Annotated in this window: 15 protein-coding genes; 11 read left to right on the top strand and 4 right to left on the bottom strand. The window is 71.5% G+C overall.

The window, feature by feature from the left end:
* Nucleotides 1-124 precede the first annotated feature (124 nt).
* Nucleotides 125-1,243, bottom strand: a complete 1,119-nt coding sequence (locus ABZ923_RS31820; protein ID WP_361478590.1) for an ATP-grasp domain-containing protein — start codon at nt 1,241-1,243, stop codon at nt 125-127.
* A gap of 304 nt (nt 1,244-1,547) precedes the next feature.
* Between ABZ923_RS31820 and ABZ923_RS31815 the strand changes: the two genes are divergently transcribed.
* Nucleotides 1,548-2,453 (top strand): metallophosphoesterase, encoded by a 906-nt coding sequence (locus ABZ923_RS31815; RefSeq protein WP_361478631.1) that lies wholly within the window; start codon nt 1,548-1,550, stop codon nt 2,451-2,453.
* Nucleotides 2,401-3,102: a 4'-phosphopantetheinyl transferase superfamily protein gene (locus tag ABZ923_RS31810; RefSeq protein WP_361478587.1), complete on the top strand. Its 702-nt coding sequence runs from the start codon at nt 2,401-2,403 to the stop codon at nt 3,100-3,102. The genes ABZ923_RS31815 and ABZ923_RS31810 overlap by 53 nt, the downstream gene beginning before the upstream one ends.
* Before the next feature lie 188 nt (nt 3,103-3,290).
* Here the strand turns inward: ABZ923_RS31810 and ABZ923_RS31805 are convergent, their stop codons facing one another.
* The 3 genes from ABZ923_RS31805 to ABZ923_RS31795 form a co-directional block, all read right to left on the bottom strand.
* Nucleotides 3,291-3,521, bottom strand: coding sequence for a hypothetical protein (locus ABZ923_RS31805; RefSeq protein WP_361478584.1), 231 nt, complete (start codon nt 3,519-3,521; stop codon nt 3,291-3,293).
* A gap of 245 nt (nt 3,522-3,766) precedes the next feature.
* Entirely contained in the window at nt 3,767-4,324 is a 558-nt protein-coding gene (locus tag ABZ923_RS31800) for a toxin-antitoxin system, toxin component (RefSeq protein WP_361478581.1), read from the bottom strand.
* Between the two features lie 14 nt (nt 4,325-4,338).
* Nucleotides 4,339-4,995 carry a helix-turn-helix transcriptional regulator gene (locus ABZ923_RS31795; RefSeq protein ID WP_361478578.1) on the bottom strand — a complete coding sequence of 219 codons (657 nt, stop codon included), beginning with the start codon at nt 4,993-4,995 and terminating at the stop codon, nt 4,339-4,341.
* A gap of 241 nt (nt 4,996-5,236) precedes the next feature.
* Between ABZ923_RS31795 and ABZ923_RS31790 the strand changes: the two genes are divergently transcribed.
* The 9 genes from ABZ923_RS31790 (at nt 5,237) to ABZ923_RS31750 (ending at nt 17,398) form a co-directional block, all read left to right on the top strand.
* Nucleotides 5,237-5,908, top strand: a complete 672-nt coding sequence (locus ABZ923_RS31790) for a hypothetical protein (protein WP_361478575.1) — start codon at nt 5,237-5,239, stop codon at nt 5,906-5,908.
* Between the two features lie 105 nt (nt 5,909-6,013).
* A complete protein-coding gene (locus ABZ923_RS31785) occupies nt 6,014-7,012 on the top strand; it encodes a LacI family DNA-binding transcriptional regulator (RefSeq protein ID WP_361478572.1) in 999 nt (332 codons plus the stop codon).
* A 128-nt stretch (nt 7,013-7,140) separates the two neighbouring features.
* Complete coding sequence (locus ABZ923_RS31780) at nt 7,141-8,493, top strand: extracellular solute-binding protein (RefSeq protein ID WP_361478569.1); 1,353 nt, start codon at nt 7,141-7,143, stop codon at nt 8,491-8,493.
* 5 nt (nt 8,494-8,498) lie between these two features.
* Nucleotides 8,499-9,470 carry a sugar ABC transporter permease gene (locus ABZ923_RS31775; RefSeq protein WP_361478566.1) on the top strand — a complete coding sequence of 324 codons (972 nt, stop codon included), beginning with the start codon at nt 8,499-8,501 and terminating at the stop codon, nt 9,468-9,470.
* Nucleotides 9,467-10,348 (top strand): carbohydrate ABC transporter permease, encoded by an 882-nt coding sequence (locus tag ABZ923_RS31770; RefSeq protein ID WP_361478563.1) that lies wholly within the window; start codon nt 9,467-9,469, stop codon nt 10,346-10,348. The genes ABZ923_RS31775 and ABZ923_RS31770 overlap by 4 nt, the downstream gene beginning before the upstream one ends.
* A 33-nt stretch (nt 10,349-10,381) precedes the next feature.
* Nucleotides 10,382-11,989: a glycoside hydrolase family 13 protein gene (locus ABZ923_RS31765; protein WP_361478561.1), complete on the top strand. Its 1,608-nt coding sequence runs from the start codon at nt 10,382-10,384 to the stop codon at nt 11,987-11,989.
* 57 nt (nt 11,990-12,046) lie between these two features.
* Nucleotides 12,047-14,224, top strand: coding sequence for a discoidin domain-containing protein (locus ABZ923_RS31760; RefSeq protein WP_361478558.1), 2,178 nt, complete (start codon nt 12,047-12,049; stop codon nt 14,222-14,224).
* 225 nt (nt 14,225-14,449) lie between these two features.
* Nucleotides 14,450-16,498, top strand: coding sequence for a phosphocholine-specific phospholipase C (locus tag ABZ923_RS31755; RefSeq protein ID WP_361478555.1), 2,049 nt, complete (start codon nt 14,450-14,452; stop codon nt 16,496-16,498).
* Nucleotides 16,499-16,564: 66 nt separating this feature from the next.
* The gene (locus ABZ923_RS31750) at nt 16,565-17,398 is read left to right on the top strand and encodes a phospholipid scramblase-related protein (protein ID WP_361478552.1); all 834 of its coding nucleotides are present in this window, start codon (nt 16,565-16,567) and stop codon (nt 17,396-17,398) included.
* The last annotated feature ends 97 nt before the right edge of the window (nt 17,399-17,495 follow it).

The following is a 17,495-nucleotide window of genomic DNA, read 5'->3' as shown; positions in this document are numbered from 1 at the left end:
GGTCCATACCGGTGGGGGCGAGCGTCCCGGCAGGAGCGGAACCGGGGACGACGGGCCGCGAGGAGCCGCGGCGGACCACAAGGGTCCGCGACGGCCGGCGGCGGACCCGCGGCCGGCCGACGGCCTAGAGCGGCAGGACCTCACCCGTCGAGGCGGCCCGTGCCGGCGCCGGTACGGCGGGCAGCAGCACCCCGGACTGCACCCGCTGCCGCGGGAGCGCCGGGGGCACCAGCGGGCGCGGCCCCGCCACCACCGTGTAGTCCTGTCCGAGGAACGGCGGCTCGATCACCCCGGGGTCCTCGCCCAGCGCCAGCTGCACCGCCGCCCACGGCGCGTTCACCCCACAGAGCGACAGCTGGTGCAGGCCTCCGGCGGGCCTCGTGTTGACGTCCAGCAGCACCGGCCGGTCGCCGAGCATCCGGAACTGGATGTTGGACAGGTGGTGCAGCCCGAAGCCCTCCGCGATCAGCCGGGCCGGCGCCAGCCACCGCTCGTCCAGGGTGAAGCCCCGGCGACGGCCGTTCTTGGTGCGTCCCACCGCGAGCCGCACCCGGTTGTCCGGCCCGGTCAGGCAGTCGACGGACACCTCGGGCTGCTCCAGACGGGGCATCACCAGCCAGTCCACCGGTTCCCCGGCCCGCCGCAGCGCCTCCACGACCAGGTCCAGCTGGACGTACGGGCCCGGGAAGCCGTTCAGGTGGGCCAGCGAGAAGGGCGTCCGGGTGATCATCCGGAAGCCGGCCCCGCCCGCACCGGAGGCCGGTTTGAAGCAGGGCCGGTGGCCGGACGCCTCCAACTCCTCGACGGCGGCCACGAGTTCGTCCGCGGTCCGGACCCGGTGCCACGGCGGCACCGGAACGCCCACCGAGCGCACCGCCTCGTACGCGGTCGCCTTGTCCTCGAAGACGGCGACCGCCTCGGGCGTCGGCGCCAGCAGGGCCGTACCGGCCGCCGCGAACTCGGCGCGGTGCGCCACGATCGCGGCCTGGTGCAGCCGGGGCACGAACACGTCGATGCCGCGCCGGACGCACTGGTCGAGGGCGTACTCGACGTACGCGGCCGGGGACAGGCCCTCCGGTTCCAGGTCGGCGGTGTCGGCGGCGGCCAGCACGGGCGAGTCGGGGTCGCCGTGCGTGGCGTGGATCTCCACCGCGCGGTCGCCGGGATTTCGCCGCAGCTGATCTATGAAGAACACGTTCTCCGCGTACGTGCGGTTGAGCCAGACGCGTACGCGAGAGGGCATGCAGGCCGCCTTTCGGGGGTGTGCGGGCAGGGCGGAGCGGCCCGTGCCCGGGCAGGAGGGAGGAAGGGTCACCGAACGGCCCCGTGGAAAGCGGGGAGTTGAGGGCGTCGGTGTCGGGGCGATCATACGGCTTTCAAAGGCCCCGTCGTGCAACGCGCGGGTTACGGATTCCGGCGGACCCGGCCCCCTCGTGGACACGCGGCGCCGGCCGGGCCGGAGGCTGACACGCGGACAGGTTGCTCTTGTCCCGGGACCGCTCGATGTGTTCTTGTTGTGTCATCGGATGATCGGAAGGGGTGCGCAGGTGGAGTCGACGGCCGGGGCCGGACAGCTGCTGGCCATCAGCGACCTGCACATCAGCTACCCGGACAACCGCGCCCTGGTCGAGGACATGCGGCCGCACAGCGACGAGGACTGGCTGATCGTCGCCGGTGACGTCGCGGAGACCGTCGCCGACATCCGCTGGGCCCTCGGCACCCTCGCCGGCCGCTTCCGCAAGGTGCTGTGGGCACCGGGCAACCACGAGCTGTGGACCCATCCGAGCGACCCGGTCACCCTGCGCGGCGCCGCCCGCTACGACCACCTGGTCGAGGTGTGCCGGGAACTCGGCGTCGTCACCCCCGAGGACCCCTACCCGGTGTGGCACGGCCCCGGCGGCCCGGTCGCCGTCGCCCCCCTCTTCCTGCTGTACGACTACTCGTACCTCCCGGCCGGCAGCACCACCAAGGCGGAGGGCCTGGCCTACGCCGAGAGCACCGGCATCATCTGCAACGACGAGTTCCTGCTCCACCCCGACCCCTACCCGACCCGCGAGGCGTGGTGCCGGGCCCGGGTCGCCGAGACCGAGCGCAGGCTCGCCGAACTGCCCGCGGACCTGCCGACCGTGCTGGCCGGCCACTGGCCGCTGCACCGGCACCCCACCGAGGTGCTGTGGCACCCCGAGTTCGCCATGTGGTGCGGCACCACGCTGACCGCCGACTGGCACCGCCGCTTCCGCGTCGCCACCATGGTCTACGGCCATCTGCACATTCCCCGCACCACCTGGCACGACGGGGTCCGCTTCCTGGAGGTCTCCGTCGGCTATCCCCGCGAGTGGCGCAAGCGCCCGGACCCGCCGGGAAGGCTGCGCCGTGTCCTGCCGATGGAGGTCGACGCAGGTGATCGAGGAGCTGCTCCCGGAGTCGGTCGTGGCCGTGGAGGCGCGCGCTGACGACCCGCTGTGGGACGCCCCGCTCTACCCGGCCGAGGAAGCGCTCGTAGCCCGCTCGGTGGCCAAGCGGCGGCGCGAGTTCGCCGCCGTCCGCGGCTGTGCCCGGCGCGCCATGGAGAAGCTCGGCGTGCCGCCGCAGCCGGTCCTCACCGGCGAACGCGGCGCCCCGCGCTGGCCGGACGGGCTGGCCGGCAGCATGACCCACTGCGACGGCTACTGCGCCGCCGCCCTGGTCCGTGTCACCGACCTGGCCTCCCTCGGCATCGACGCCGAACCCCACGGGCCGCTCCCGGAGGGCGTCGGCCCCTCCGTCTTCCTGCCCGCCGAGGCCACCCGGCTCGACGGGCTGGCCGCGCGGTGGCCGGCCGTGCACTGGGACCGCCTCCTGTTCAGTGCCAAGGAGTCCGTCTACAAGGCGTGGTTCCCGCTCACCCGCAAGTGGCTGGACTTCTCCGAGGCCGACATCACCGTGCAGCCGGACGCCGACGGCGCACCGTACGGCACCCTGCGCGCCGTACTCCTGGTCCCCGGCCCCCTGGTCGGCGGCCGGCGGCTCCAGGTCTTCGAGGGCCGGTGGACCGTACGGGCGGGTGTGGTGGCCACGTCCGTGGTCATACCGCACGCCGCGGCCGAGCCGCCGCGGCCCTGACACCCGGGGCCGGTCCGGGCCGGCGGCCCTGACGCCCACGGCCGGCCCGGCGCGGCGGCACCGACGCCCGGCCGCGCCCGGTCCCCCCGCCGGCCCGGCTGCCGGCGTGCGCGTGCAGCCGCCGGGTACGGCCGCCGCCGTCGCGGTGCCGTCCCGGTGACGGCGGCGGCACGGAACCGGCCCGGTGCTCAGGCCGGCGGCGGGCACCACTCGCGCAGGAGCCGGAAGAACGCCTCCTCGTTGCCCGCCAGCCCCGCCCGGGCCAGCGCCTGCTCCGCCTCGGCGAGCACGGCGGGCGGGACGACGGCGGGCCGGTCCGCGTCCGGTGGCCCGTCGAAGGCGGCGCGCACCGTATGCAGCAGCCGCAGGTAGGCCTGGACGGCGGTACGCTCACGGTCGGTCAGTACGGCGGTGGGCATCGGTCGGCTCTCCCCGAGTAGGCGTCACGGTCACGCGCTCTGCGGCGCACTCCCCAGCTTGCCGCCCACCACTGACAACGCCGTCTGGCTCCGCGCCGGTTAGCCCGCTTAGCCGAGGCCGAACCGCCCCCGAACCAGCGGTTCGCGCGGAAGAAACGGTTCACTGCCGGCGCACCCGCCGGGCAGGGCACCATGCCGCTCCGGCGCACGGCAGCGCGGCGTACGCCCCCGCTCGGCCGGTCCGGTCAGCCGTGCTGGCCCGGGTAGCCCAGCGACGCCTCGATACGGCCCGCCACACCGTCCCGCTGCACCGGCACCCGCAGCGCCGAACCCGCCATCCACGTACGGCACTTGCTCGCCAGGAGCAGCCCGAAGGTCTCGGCGTCCCGCTCCTCGGCGAGGTCGAAACGGGTACGGGCCGCGACCCGCTGCACCGCCGCCTGCAGCGCCACCTGGTCGGTGTCCTCGCGCAGCAGCCGCGTCGCCGCGCCGACCCCCTCCACATGAAGCCCGCAGTGGTCGGCCTGCATGTGCCAGAGCTCGTGACCGAGGATCACCAACTGGTGGTCGGGAGCGGTGCGTTCCTCGACCACCACGACGTCCCGGTCGGTCAGGTCGAGCCACAGCCCGCTGGCCGTGCCGGGCGGGAAGGCGGCCGTACGGAAGTGCACCGGACGGCCGCGGCGGCGGCTCATCGCCCCGCACAGTGCCCGGTACAGCTCGTCCGGCGGCGCGGGGGCGGGCAGGTCCAGCCCGCCCAGCAGTTCGTTGCACAGCCGGCGCATGTCCCTGCCGATGCCCACAGTCCTCCCCAGGCTCACGACTCGGGCCGTTTGACGCTCTCCAGGAGCATGTCGAGCCACTCGGCGACCTTGTCCCGGTGCTGGTCGGTGGGCAACTGCGCCGCGCGCCAGGCTATTCCGCGCACGCCGTGGTCCTGCAGCAGCCGCTCCAGCGGGTCCTGCGCGGTCTCGGCGGCGGCCCGCTCCCGGTCGGCGAGCTTCTGCAGCAGCTCCTGCTCGGTGCGCTGCAGCGCGCCCGCCAGCGCCTCGGGGTCCTCCGCGGTGAGGAAGCCGGCGTGCACCCGGAAGAAGCGCTGCAGCGCGTCGCAGTGTTCCATGGTGGGCCGCCGGTCGCCGTTGATGAGGGCGCCGGCCTGCTGCCGGGACATCCCGGCGCCGTCGGCGATCTCCTGCTGGGTGTAGCGGCGTCCGCCCGGTTTCAGCCGGGTGCGGCGCAGCAGGTCCAGGCGCTGCAGGAAGCGGGCCTGGACGTCCGGCTCGCCCGCGGGCCGACCGCTCAGCAGGGCTCTGACCACCGGCTCCGGCACCCCGCAGGCGATGGACAGCCGCCCGACGTCGAAGACCTCGGCGTGCGGCACACCGAGGCGGTCGGCGAGCGCGGTGACGCGGGCGACGACGGCCGGCAGCTGGGCGGTCGCCGAGGCGCCCGGATCCTCGTAGCCATCCGTCACCGACAGAACTCCTACGTCTCTAGAGGGCTTCAGATGCGTCCGTGCTTCTCACGAGCGATCGCCGTGAACTTCCCGGAGAGTAGCCGGTGTCTCGAACTCACATCCAGGTGTCGCCACAACTGTGGCGAATTTCAGCCGTCAACCGGCATGAAATGCCACGATAGTTGACACGACTCTTGCCGGGGCAGCAGGATCGCATCGCCGCGAGAAAGGCCGCAGAGGCAAGAGGGGTGACCTCCCGATGGCACATCAGGCAGGAGGGCAGCGGCCGGCACCGCGGCCCGTCCCCGAGACCTGCGAGACCCAGGCGTACCTTCAGGACTACGGAGCACTGCTGGAGTACCTGGCCTGCCCGTCGCTGGTCGTCGACCGCCACTGGAACGTGGTCATGGCCAACAGCGCGTTCGAGACACTTTTCTGCGGCGTGCGCCCCCACCCGACGGCCATGCCGGGGGAGAACTTCCTCCGGTTCGTGCTGTTCCACCCCGACGCGGGCGAGGTCCTCGGCGAGCACGAGCCCGGCTGGTGCCTGCCCATGCTGGCCCAGGTCCGCTCCGCCCTGGAGACGCACGGCCACGACCACGAACTCCAGGCGGTGCGGCGGGAGATCGCCCAGGACCCGATCATGGAGGCCGCCTACCGGCAGGGCCTGCCGCACTGGATCAGGTCCGTCGGCGAGGCCGCGACCCGCCTCGACGGCGCGGTACGCCTCCTGCACCACCCGGACCCGCGCCGCGGGCGCACCGAGTGCCGCATCGTCGAGGAGTCGCCGCAGCCGCTGCTGGAGCTCGGCTACCGGCGCCTGTCGATGATCCTGCGCGACCCGCGCCGGGCCGTCGCGCCGGTCCGCCGCCCGCGCCGCCCACGCGGCGCCGCCTCCCACCTGACGGTCGTCCCGTCCCCCGGGAACTGACCCGGCACCGTCGGCGTTCAGGTCGCCGGCGGCGCCGGGCCGGCCCCTCCGTGGCCTCACCGCGTTACGCAAGCCGTTTGCGTTGCTTGCGCTAGGCTTGCGGCCATGACGCGACGACTTGCGGAAGTGGCGAAGAAGGTCGGGGTCAGCGAGGCCACGGTCAGCCGGGTGCTCAACGGCAAGCCCGGAGTCTCCGACGCCACCCGGCAGGCGGTGCTCACGGCTCTCGACGTCCTCGGCTACGAGCGCCCCACCCAGCTGCGCGGCGAGCGCGCCCGGCTCGTCGGCCTGGTCCTGCCCGAGCTGCAGAACCCCATCTTCCCGGCCTTCGCCGAGGTCATCGGCGGCGCCCTCGCCCAGCTGGGGCTCACCCCGGTGCTGTGCACCCAGACCAAGGGCGGGGTCTCGGAGGCGGACTACGTCGAACTGCTCCTCCAGCAGCAGGTCTCCGGCGTCGTGTTCGCCGGCGGTCTGTACGCCCAGGCCGACGCGCCGCACGACCACTACCGGCTGCTGGCCGAGCGCAACATCCCCGTGGTGCTGGTCAACGCGGCCATCGACGACCTCGGCTTCCCGGGCGTGTCCTGCGACGACGCCGTCGCCGTCGAGCAGGCCTGGCGGCACCTGGCCTCCCTCGGCCACGAGCGCATCGGCCTGGTCCTCGGCCCCCGCGACCACGTGCCCTCGGCGCGCAAACTGGCCGCCGCCCGGGCGATCGCCGGCGATCTGCCTCAGGAGTGCGTCGCGCGGGCCATGTTCTCCCTCGAGGGCGGTCACGCCGCCGCCTCCCGGCTGATCGACCGGGGGGTCACCGGCATCATCTGCGCCTCCGACCCGCTGGCGCTCGGCGCCGTCCGGGCGGCCCGTCGCAAGGGGTACGACGTCCCGGGCCGGATCTCCGTCGTCGGCTACGACGACTCGGCGTTCATGAACTGCACCGAGCCCCCGCTGACCACCGTGCGCCAGCCCATCGAGGCCATGGGACGCGCGGCCGTGGAGCTGCTGAACGCGCAGATCGGGGGCGGCGCCGTACCCGCCGAGGAGCTGCTGTTCGAGCCGGAACTGGTGGTGCGCGGGTCCACCGCGCAAGCCCCGCGCGACTGAACCCCAGAAGATCCAGTCGACTGTCGAATAATTACAGATACTGCGCGACATCTTGCGGACTCATGGCTGCGGTGCTTGAGTGTGCGGCGCCCACCGCTCCTGCCACGAGTGCCATGAGGGGTCCACCGATGACCAGCACCGGGTTCCGCCGTACCGTCGTCGCGATCGGCGTCTGTTCCTCGCTCGCCCTCGCCGCCACCGCCTGCGGGTCGGGCGACGGCGGCTCGGCGGGCGGCAAGACCCGCATCACCGTCAACTGCGAACCGCCCAGGAGCGCCAAGGTCGACCGCCGGTTCTTCGAGGAGGACGTCGCCGCCTTCGAGGAGGACCACCCGGACATCGACGTCGTCGCCCACGACGCCTTCCCCTGCCAGGACCCGAAGACCTTCGACGCCAAACTCGCCGGCGGCCAGATGGAGGACGTGTTCTACACCTACTTCACCGACGCCCGGCACGTGGTCGACGTCCGCCAGGCCGCCGATCTCACCCCGTACCTCAAGGAACTCAAGAGCTACGACAGCATCCAGAAGCAGCTGCGGGACATCTACACCGTGGACGGGAAGGTATACGGCATACCGCGTACCGGATACTCCATGGGGCTGATCTACAACCGCGCCCTCTTCCGCAAGGCCGGCCTGGACCCCGACAAGCCCCCGGCGACCTGGGACGAGGTCCGGGCCGACGCCAGGCGGATCGCCGCCCTCGGCGACGGCACCGTCGGCTACGCCGACTACAGCGCCCAGAACCAGGGCGGCTGGCACTTCACCGCCGAGCTGTACTCCCGGGGCGGCGACGTCGTCAGCGCCGACGGCACCAAGGCCACCATCGACACCCCCGAAGGCCGCGCCGTCCTGCGCACCCTGCACGACATGCGGTGGACCGACGACTCGATGGGCAGCAAGCAGCTCCTCGTCATCAACGACGTCCAGCAGATGATGGGTTCGGGCAGACTCGGCATGTACCTCGCCGCCCCCGACAACATCCCGATCCTGGTCAAGGAGAAGGGCGGCACCTACCAGGACCTCGCCCTCGCCCCCATGCCCGGCGGCAAGGGCACCCTCATCGGCGGCGACGGCTACATGGTCAGCAAGAAGGCCACGCCCTCCCAGATCCGCGCCGCCCTGAAGTGGCTCGACCACATGTTCCTCACCCCCGGCAAGGGCTTCCTCGGCGACTACGCGCGCGCCAGGAAGAACGACGCCCCCGTCGGCCTGCCCGAGCCACGCCTGTTCACCGGCGCCGCCGACGCCACCGACCAGCGGATCAAAAAGGCCAACGCCAACGTCCCGGTGCGCAACTACCAGGCCTTCCTCGACGGCAACCACCAGCTCCGGCTGAAGATAGAACCGCCGCACGCCCAGCAGATCTACTCCGTCCTCGACGCCACCGTCTCCGCCGTCCTCACCCGGAAGGACGCCGACATCGACCAGCTCCTCAAGGACGCGTCCGGCAAGATCGACAGCATTCTGGCCCGGAGCTGACCGCCATGACGAACACGGCGAACCCGGCGCACACGGCCGAGCGGTACCCCCTGACGCACACCGCCGTCCCGCCGGCCTCGGCGCCGCCCCCGGCAGGGAACCGCCGGCGCCGCCGGCTGACCGACCAGGTCCGGGCCCACGCCTTCCTCCTCGGCGGACTGCTCTGCTTCGCCCTGTTCTCCTGGTACCCGGCGATCCGCGCGGTCGTCATCGCCTTCCAGACGTACACACCGGGCTCCCCGCCCGCATGGGCCGGCACCGCCAACTTCACCCGCGTCCTGCACGACCCCGAGTTCACGGCCGCCTGGCGCAACACCCTCACCTTCACCCTGCTGGCCCTCCTCCTCGGCTTCGCCGTCCCCTTCCTCCTCGCCCTCGTCCTCAACGAACTCCGGCACGCCAAGGCCTTCTTCCGGATCGTGGTCTACCTGCCGGTGATGATCCCGCCGGTGGTCAGCGCCCTGCTGTGGAAGTGGTTCTACGACCCCGGGGCCGGCCTCGCCAACGAGACGCTGCGCCTGCTGCACCTGCCCACCTCGAACTGGTCCAACGGCACCGACACCGCACTCGTCTCCCTGGTGATCGTGGCCACCTGGGCCAACATGGGCGGCACCGTCCTCATCTACCTCGCCGCCCTGCAGTCCATCCCCGGAGAGCTGTACGAGGCGGCCGAACTCGACGGCGCGAACCTCCTCCAACGCGTCCGGCACGTCACCGTCCCGCAGACCCGGTTCGTCATCCTGATGCTGATGCTCCTTCAGATCATCGCCACCATGCAGGTGTTCACCGAACCGTTCGTCATCACCGGCGGAGGCCCCGAGAACGCCACGGTCACCGTCCTGTACCTCATCTACAAATACGCCTTCCTCTACAACGACTTCGGCGGCGCCTGCGCCCTGAGCGTCATGCTCCTCCTGCTGCTCGGCGCCTTCTCCGCCGCCTACCTGCGGCTCACCCGCTCCGAGGGGGACGCATGACCACCGGCACCCGCACCCTCGTCTCCCCGGCCACCCTCGCCCGCCCGCGCGGAAAGGCCGTCTACTGGACGGTGTTCACAGCCGTCGTCGTCCTCTTCGCGCTCGCCTTCCTCTTCCCCGTCTACTGGATGGTGACCGGCGCCCTGAAATCCCCGGACGAGGTGGCCCGGACCCCGCCCACCCTGCTGCCCGAGCACTGGCACCCCGCCGGCTACACCGACGCCTGGAACCTGATGCAACTCCCGCAGCACCTCGGGAACACCGTCGTCCAGGCCGCCGGCGCCTGGGCCTTCCAGCTCGTCCTCTGCACGGCCGCCGCGTACTCCCTGTCCAAGCTGAAACCCGCCTTCGGCAAGGCGGTCCTCGGCGGCATCCTCGCCACCCTCATGGTGCCGGCGCAGGCCCTGGTCGTCCCCAAGTACCTCACCGTCGCCGACCTCCCGCTGATCCACACCAGCCTGCTCAACGACCCCCTCGCCGTCTGGCTGCCGGCCGCCGCCAACGCCTTCAACCTCTACCTGCTCAAACGGTTCTTCGACCAGCTGCCCCCCGACGTCCTGGAGGCCGCCGCGATCGACGGCGCCGGCCCGCTGCGGATCCTGTGGTCCGTCGTCCTGCCCATGTCCCGGCCGGTCCTCGGCGTGGTCTCCATCTTCGCGCTGGTCGCCGTCTGGCAGGACTTCCTGTGGCCGCTGATGGTCTTCTCCGACACCGGCCGGCAACCGATCAGCGTGGCCCTGGTCCAGCTGTCGCAGAACATCCAGCTCACCGTGCTCATCGCCGCGATGGTGATCGCCAGCATCCCGATGGTCGCGCTGTTCCTCGTCTTCCAGCGGCACATCATCGCCGGGATCAGCGCGGGCAGCACCAAAGGCTGACGCCGCCACCCCCTCCACAGAAAGGCACGCCCCGTGGGACAGCCCAGCCATGCCCGGAAAGACCCTGACTGGTGGCGCTCGGCCGTCATCTACCAGGTGTACGTCCGCAGCTTCGCCGACGGCGACGGCGACGGCACCGGCGACCTCGCGGGCGTCCGCTCCCGGCTGCCGTACCTGGCCGAACTCGGCGTCGACGCCCTGTGGTTCACCCCCTGGTACCTGTCACCCCTCAAGGACGGCGGCTACGACGTCGCCGACTACCGCACCATCGACCCCGCCTTCGGCACCCTCGCCGAGGCCGAGAAACTCATCGCCGAGGCCCGCGAGCTGGGCATCCGCACCATCGTCGACATCGTGCCCAACCACGTCTCCGACCAGCACCCCTGGTTCCGGGCCGCACGCGCCGCCGGGCCCGGCAGCCCCGAACGCGCACTCTTCCACTTCCGCCCCGGCCGCGGCCCGCACGGCGAACTCCCGCCGAACGACTGGCCGTCACAGTTCGCCGGCTCCACCGAACCGGTGTGGACCCGGCTGCCCGACGGCGACTGGTACCTGCACCTGTTCACCCCCGAACAACCCGACCTCAACTGGGCCCACCCGGCCGTCCGCCAGGAACACGAGGACATCCTGCGCTTCTGGTTCGAGCGGGGCGTCGCCGGCGTCCGCATCGACTCCGCGGCCCTGCTCGCCAAGGACCCGGACCTCCCCGACCTCGCCGCACACCCCGAACCGCACCCCTTCCTCGACCGCGACGAACTCCACACCGTCTACCGCTCCTGGCGGCGCGTGGCCGACGAGTACGACGCCGTGTTCGTCGGCGAGGTCTGGCTCCCCGACCCCGAACGCTTCGCCCGCTACCTCCGCCCCGACGAACTCCACACCGCCTTCAACTTCTCCTTCCTCACCTGCCCCTGGGACCCCGGCCGGCTTCGCGCCTCGATCGACACCACCCTCGCCGAACACGCCCCCGTCGGCGCCCCGGCCACCTGGGTCCTGTGCAACCACGACGTCACCCGCACGGTCACCCGGTACGGCCGCGCAGACACCGCCTTCGACTTCGCCACCAAGGCCTTCGGCACGCCGACGGACCTGGCGCTGGGGACACGGAGGGCGCGGGCCGCGGCGCTGCTGTCGCTGGCGCTGCCCGGGTCGGTGTACGTCTACCAGGGGGAGGAGCTGGGGCTGCCGGAGGCCGAGATACCGGTCGACCGCATACAGGATCCGATGTACTTCCGATCGCATGGAGTCGACCCCGGCCGCGACGGCTGCCGGGTGCCGCTGCCGTGGGTCGACGGTATGCCGTATGCGGGATTCGGTTCACACGAGGAGCCGTGGCTACCGCAGCCGGTCGACTGGCCATCGTATGCAGTCGACCGTCAGCTGCACGACCCCGACTCCATGCTCACCCTCTACCGCCAGGCCATCGCCCTCCGCCCCCAGTTCGGCGACGGCCCCCTGACCTGGCTGCCCGCCCCCGACGGCGTGCTCGCCTTCTCCCGCGCGGACGGCGTGCTGTGCGTGGTCAACCTCGCGGCCACGCCCGCCGACCTCCCCGCCCACTCCCGGTTCCTGCTCGGCAGCGGCCCGCTGGACGACGCGGGCCGGCTGCCGCAGGACACGGCGGCCTGGCTGCGCGCCTGAGCCGCACCCGTACGCACCTTGCTATCCCACGCACCCCCACCACGAAGGGATCAGCACATGCACAGCAGCACCGCCAGACATGTCAGGCGCATGCCGGCGATCGGAGCGGTCGTCGCCCTCGCTGCCGGCATGCTCGTCGCCGTCGCCCCCGCCGCCCACGCGGCGGCGGGCGCCACCCTGCCCTTCACCTCCGTGGAGGCCGAGGCGGCGACGGGCAACGGTACGCGGATCGGCCCGGACTACACGCAGGGCAGCCTCGCCTCGGAGGCCTCCGGCCGACAGGCCGTGCGGCTGGCGGCCGGGCAGCGGGTGGAGTTCACCGTGCCGCGTGCATCCAATGCGCTGAATGTTGCATACAGTGTCCCGGACGGTCAGTCCGGGGCGCTGAACGTATACGTCAACGGCACCCGGCTCGCCAAGACCTTCCCGGTGACCTCCAAATACTCGTACATCGACACCGGCTGGATCCCCGGTGCCAAGACGCACCACTTCTTCGACAACACCCGGCTGCTGCTCGGGCAGAACGTCCAGGCCGGCGACAAGGTCGCCGTCGAGGCGGCCGGCGTCCAGGTCACCGTCGACGTCGCCGACTTCGAGCAGGTGGGCCCGGCCGCCACCCAGCCCGCCGGTTCGGTCTCCGTGGTCTCCAAGGGCGCCGACCCCAGCGGCGGCGGCGACTCCACCCAGGCGTTCCGGGACGCCATCTCCGCGGCCCAGGGCGGTACGGTGTGGATCCCGCCGGGCGACTACCGGATCACGTCCTCCCTGAGCGGCGTGCAGAACGTGACCCTCCAGGGCGCCGGCAGCTGGTACTCGGTCGTGCACACCTCCCGCTTCATCGACCAGTCCTCCTCCGCCGGCAAGGTCCTCATCAGGGACTTCGCGGTCATCGGCGAGGTCACCGAACGCGTCGACTCCAGCCCGGACAACTTCGTCAACGGCTCCCTCGGACCCGACTCGTCCGTCTCCGGCATGTGGATCCAGCACCTGAAGGTCGGCCTGTGGCTCATGGGCAACAACGACAACCTGGTGGTGGAGAACAGCCGCATCCTCGACACCACCGCCGACGGCCTCAACCTCAACGGCTCCGCGAAGGGGGTGCGGGTCCGCAACAACTTCCTGCGCAACCAGGGCGACGACTCCCTCGCCATGTGGTCGCTGTACTCCCCGGACACCGGCTCCAGCTTCGAGAACAACACCATCTCGCAGCCCAACCTCGCCAACGGCATCGCCATCTACGGCGGCACCGACATCGCCGTACGCAACAACCTGATCTCCGACACCAACGCCCTGGGCAGCGGCATCGCCATCTCCAACCAGAAGTTCCTCGACCCCTTCCACCCCCTCGCCGGCACCATCACGGTCGCCGGCAACACCCTGGTGCGCACGGGTGCGATGAACCCCAACTGGAACCACCCGATGGGCGCCCTGCGCGTCGACTCCTACGACAGCGCCATCGACGCGACCGTCGACATCACCGACACCACGATCACCGACAGCCCGTACAGCGCCTTCGAGTTCGTCTCCGGCGGCGGGCGCGGCTACCCGGTGCGCAACGTCAACGTCTCCGGCGCGACCGTACGGAACACCGGTACCGTCGTCGTCCAGGCCGAGGCGCAGGGCGCGGCCGCCTTCAAGAACGTCACCGCCACCCAGGTGGGGGCAGCCGGCGTCTACAACTGCCCCTACCCGGCGAACTCCGGCTCCTTCACCCTCACCGACGGCGGCGGCAACTCCGGCTGGTCCAGCACGTGGTCGGACTGCTCCACCTGGCCGCAGCCCGGGCAGGGCAACCCCGAGCCCGACCCCAACCGGAACCTGGCCAACGGCCGCCCGGCCACCGCGACCGGCTCCCAGGACGTCTACACACCGGGCAAGGCGGTCGACGGCGACGCCAACTCCTACTGGGAGTCCGCCAACAACGCCTTCCCGCAGTCCTGGACGGTCGACCTCGGCTCCTCCTACGCGGTGCGCCGCCTGGTGCTGAAGCTGCCGCCGTCCGCCGCCTGGGGCGCCCGTACCCAGACCGTCACGGTGCTCGGCAGCACCGACGGCTCCGGTTACTCGACCGTCGTGGGCGCCCAGGGCTACCGCTTCGACCCGGCCACCGGCAACACCGCGACCGTGTCCCTGCCCGGCGGCACGAACCTGCGCTACCTCCGCCTGACCGTCAGCGCCAACACGGGCTGGCCGGCGGGTCAGTTCAGCGAGGTGGAGGCCTATCTGACATCCTGAGGCCACCCGTAGCCGTGCCCCGGTGCGGACGCGCCGGGGCACGGCGCCGAGGACGAGGAGCAGCGGGCCGTACGCCGCCGGGCGCGCGGCACCGCACGGACCGCCGAGTTTCACATGGGCGCCACCAGACCCTTCCCTGACGTTTGCTGCTCTTGGAACACTCGCTCCGCGCAGATTCCGTCATCTGACGGCATCTGGTACGTCAGGATGAGAGGACCCTCACTCATGCCCGAAGTCAACCGGCGGCGTTTCCTGCAACTCGCCGGCGCCACGACGGCGTTCACCGCGCTGGCCGGCAGCATCCAGCGCGCGGCCGCCCTGCCCGCCCACTACCGCACCGGATCGGTCGACGATGTGGAGCACATCGTCGTCCTCATGCAGGAAAACCGTTCCTTCGACCACTACTTCGGCTCGCTCCGAGGAGTCCGCGGCTTCGGCGACCCCCGCCCGGTCACCCAGAACGGCAGGTCGGTCTGGAAGCAGTCCGACGGCACGAAGGACATCCTGCCGTTCCACCCCGACGCCGACGACCTGGGCCTGGCCTTCATCCAGGACCTCCCGCACGGCTGGAACGACGGCCACACCGCGTTCAACGGCGGCAAGTACGACAAGTGGGTGCCCGCCAAGTCCGCGACGACGATGGCGTACCTGACCCGCGACGACATCCCCTTCCACTACGCGCTCGCGGACGCCTTCACCATCTGCGACGCCTACCACTGCTCGCTCATCGGCTCCACCGACCCCAACCGCTACTACATGTGGACGGGTTACACCGGCAACGACGGCACGGGCGGCGGCCCCGTCCTCGGCAACGACGAGAAGGGGTACGGCTGGACGACGTACCCCGAACGCCTGGAGCAGGCCGGGGTCTCCTGGAAGATCTACCAGGACGTCGGCGACGGCCTCGACGCCGACGGCGGCTGGGGCTGGATCAACGACGCCTACCGCGGCAACTACGGCGACAACTCGCTTCTGTACTTCAACCGCTACCGGAACGCGCGGCCCGGCGACCCCCTGTACGACAAGGCCCGCACCGGGACCGACGCCCGCAAGGGCGAGGGCTTCTTCGACCAGCTGAAAGCCGACGTCCAGGCGGACAGGCTGCCCCAGGTCTCCTGGATCGTCGCCCCCGAGGCCTTCACCGAACACCCCAACTGGCCCGCCAACTACGGTGCCTGGTACGTCTCCCAGGTCCTGGACGCGCTCACCGCCAACCCCGACGTGTGGGGGAAGACCGCGCTGTTCATCACCTACGACGAGAACGACGGCTTCTTCGACCACGTCATCCCGCCCTACCCGCCCGCCTCCGCCGCCCAGGGCAAGTCGACGGTCGACCCCGCGCCGGACCTGTTCAAGGGCGACGCCGGACACGTCGCCGGCCCCTACGGACTCGGCCAGCGGGTGCCGATGCTGGTCGTCTCCCCGTGGAGCAGGGGCGGTTACGTCTGCTCCGAGACCCTCGACCACACTTCGATCATCCGGTTCATCGAGCGGCGGTTCGGTGTCCGGGAGCCGAACATCTCGCCCTGGCGGCGTGCCGTATGCGGCGACCTGACCAGTGCGTTCGACTTCTCCCGCAAGGACACCGCGCCGGTCCCGCTGCCCTCCACCGCCGGCTACCAGCCGAAGGACCACGACCGCCACCCCGACTACGTGCCCAAGCCGCCCGCCAACCCGTCGCTGCCCCGGCAGGAGCCCGGCAGCCGGCCCACCCGCCCGCTGAAGTACGCCCCGGTCGTGGACGGCTCGGCGGACACCGCGGCCGGGAAGTTCACGCTCACGTTCGCCTCGGGCGCGCACGCGGGCGCGGTCTTCCTCGTCACGTCCAACAGCCGCACCGACGGCCCCTGGACCTACACCACGCAGGCCGGCAAGACGCTCTCGGACGCCTGGAACTCGGTCTACTCCGGCGGCGGCTACGACCTCGCCGTGCACGGCCCCAACGGCTTCCTGCGCGTCTTCAAGGGCCGCAACAAGGTTGCCGGACCCGAGGTCACCGCCCGGCACGCGGGAGACGACATCGAGCTCACCTTCACCAACAAGGGCTCCGGCACCGTCAAACTGAAGCTGGCCAACGGCTACGGTGGCAGCCCGGTCACGGTGACGGTGCGCCCCGGCGCGACCGTGCGGCACACCGTCGCGCTCGCGGCGAGCACACGCTGGTACGACCTGACCGTCACCTCCGACGCCGACCCCGCCTTCCTGCGCGGCTTCGCCGGTCACGTGGAGAACGGCCTCCCCGGCGTCAGCGACCCGGCGATCGTCACGGGGTGAACGAGCGATGAACACCGCTCCGTGCGGACTGGTCAGGTACCGGTCACAGCAGGGTAGTGTGCCCCGGTGACCACGCAATCGAACACTCCTGCAGGCTGGTACCCGGATCCGCACGGGGCGGCGCAGACGCTCCGCTACTGGGACGGCTCGCAGTGGACCGAGCACACCAACCCGGCCCAGCAGCAGGGCGGGCAGGTTCCGCCGCAGCAGGCCCCCTTCCCGCAGCAGCAGGCCGGCGACGCCAAGGTGCAGCGCCAGGTGCAGCAGCAGGCCGGCGTCACGGCCGGCGGCCCCGGTGGCGGCACCCTCTTCACCGAGCCCGTCCTGGTCGTGAACCAGAAGGCCAAGCTGATCGAGCTGACCAACGAGTACAAGGTCATGGATCAGAGCGGCCGGGAGATCGGCTCGGTCACCCAGGTCGGGCAGGGCGTGCTGCGCAAGATTCTGCGCTTCGTCTCCAGCCTCGACCAGTTCCTCACCCACAAGCTGGAGATCCGCGACGCCTACGGCCAGCCGCAGCTGCTGCTGACCCGGCCCGCGAAGATCTTCAAGTCGCGGGTCGTCGTGACCCGCCCGGACGGCTCGCCGGTCGGCGAGATCGTCCAGAAGAACATGATCGGCAAGATCAACTTCGCGATGATGGCGAACGGCCAGCAGGTCGGCGCGATCAAGGCCGAGAACTGGCGGGCCTGGAACTTCGCCATCGTCGACCACGCGGACAACGAGGTCGCCCGGATCACCAAGACCTGGGAAGGCCTCGCCAAGACCCTGTTCACGACCGCGGACAACTACGTCCTGCAGATCCACTACCAGCTGCCCGAGCCGCTGCTGAGCCTCGTGGTGGCCACGGCGCTCACCGTGGACACCGCCCTCAAGCAGGACGCGCGCGGCTGGGGGTGACCGGCCGGGATCGGTAGTCCGGGGCGAGTAGTCCGGGGCGAGTACGTACGGCGGCGGCCGGTGCATGCGGAGGTCTCCGCGCACCGCTCGGCTGGCC

The sequence above is a fragment of the Streptomyces sp. NPDC046881 genome (assembly GCF_040645015.1).
In the GTDB taxonomy this organism is placed as follows: Bacteria; Actinomycetota; Actinomycetes; order Streptomycetales; family Streptomycetaceae; genus Streptomyces.
This window is presented reverse-complemented; position numbering and strand designations above follow the sequence as displayed.